The organism is Alcanivorax sp. (assembly GCF_014762765.1).
Taxonomy (GTDB): Bacteria; Pseudomonadota; Gammaproteobacteria; order Pseudomonadales; family Alcanivoracaceae; genus Alcanivorax.
Genome location: NZ_JABURH010000106.1, coordinates 1 through 1458, shown reverse-complemented (window position 1 = coordinate 1458; position 1458 = coordinate 1). Strand labels below are relative to the sequence as shown.

General features: G+C 53.2%; 2 protein-coding genes. Both read left to right on the top strand.

What is annotated here, in order from left to right:
- Nucleotides 1–41: 41 nt before the first annotated feature.
- Nucleotides 42–884 (top strand): carboxylating nicotinate-nucleotide diphosphorylase, encoded by an 843-nt coding sequence (gene nadC, locus HUJ17_RS06300; protein WP_290509902.1) that lies wholly within the window; start codon nt 42–44, stop codon nt 882–884.
- Nucleotides 885–997: 113 nt separating this feature from the next.
- Nucleotides 998–1458, top strand: a 461-nt coding sequence (locus HUJ17_RS06295) for a hypothetical protein (protein WP_290509886.1), incomplete at its 3' end; no start/stop codon positions are given.

Sequence of the window (1458 nt, the reverse complement as noted above, 5' to 3'; positions counted from 1 at the left end):
CCTGTCTGCGGGTTTTCATTGAGTTCAGCACCGAGAACAGCATGACCATCACCCTGCCCGACTATGTGCGTGACGACATTCAGCGCAACGTGAGCTTTGCCCTGGAAGAAGATATCCGCAGCGGCGACATCACCGCCCAGCTTATCGATGCCAACAGCGAAAGCACCGCTACCATCATTACCCGTGAAGACGCAGTCATGTGTGGCATCCCTTGGGCGGATGAGGTCTTTCGGCAACTGGGCGATGTGGAGATTGAGTGGCATGTGCAGGATGGCGACCGGCTGACTGCAGAAACCACCCTCTGCACTCTGCACGGAAACACCCGCAAGATTCTAACCGGCGAGCGCACCGCGCTGAACTTTCTGCAGACCCTGATGGGCACTGCTACCACAGCGCGCCGCTATGCAGATGCGGTAGAGCACACCAACGTCACTATCCTGGATACCCGAAAGACACTGCCCGGCTTGCGGGCTGGCCAGAAATATGCCGTGCTTTGTGGCGGCTGCCAGAATCACCGTATCGGCCTGTACGATGCCTTCCTGATCAAGGAGAACCATGTGACGGCCTGTGGCGGCATTACCGCTGCCATTGAGCGGGCGCGGGCACTGGCGCCGGAGAAGAAAATCATTGTGGAAGTGGAAACGCTGGAGGAGCTGAAGGAAGCCGCGCGACTGAAACCGGATCAGATCATGCTGGATAATTTCAGCGCAGGGATGCTGAGCGAAGCAGCGGAAATTAGAGCGGAATCCGCACTTGAAGTCTCTGGCAACCTGACAGTGGAAAACGCGGCAAGCCTTCCTAGTATGCGGGAATGGTTTCTCTCATCTGGGGCATTAACAAAGCATGTACAGGCAATGGACCTGTCTCTTCGGCTGACTAGCTAGACACCATAGTAGAGCCAAAAGAATATTGGCAGGTCGCCCTCAAATATTAGCTTCACAAAGAACAACAAATAACCACTTCCCGGCCCCGGCCGGATTCAAGCGACGCAAAACCTATGATAACAACAAACAGAGACGTCAAGGATTCTCCCGCCGCCACGAACCGCACCGAAACCCCCCTGAGTTTTAATCTCACTATCTGGTGGGCAGGCCTTCTCGTTTTTTCCATGGCATATTTATTTCCTGTACTAAGCGGCCCCTGGCCAACATTTTACAAAGAAAGCACTGCGGTTTTCGGCCTTGTCTTACTTGCGTTCTCAACACCACCCAAATATTTTTCGCTTACTTCAACTCTGCTTTTTATACTGGCGGCAACCGCATTCATACAGTATTTCACAGGCATCCTACTGTACTTTGATGACGCGATTCTTGTGGCTTCCTACCTTGTCATTCTGGGGTTATCCATTGAGATCGGTCGCACACTGAAAGCAGATGCCGGCAACAATCATGAACCGATTAAATCAGCCACCGCGGAAACCAAGATCACCTCGATCTGGACCATGCTCTGCATTACAGC

What these genes read in the sequence shown, in the direction of transcription:
- nadC (WP_290509902.1), top strand. Translation starts at nt 42, where the DNA reads ATGACCATCACCCTGCCCGACTATGTGCGTGACGACATTCAGCGCAAC.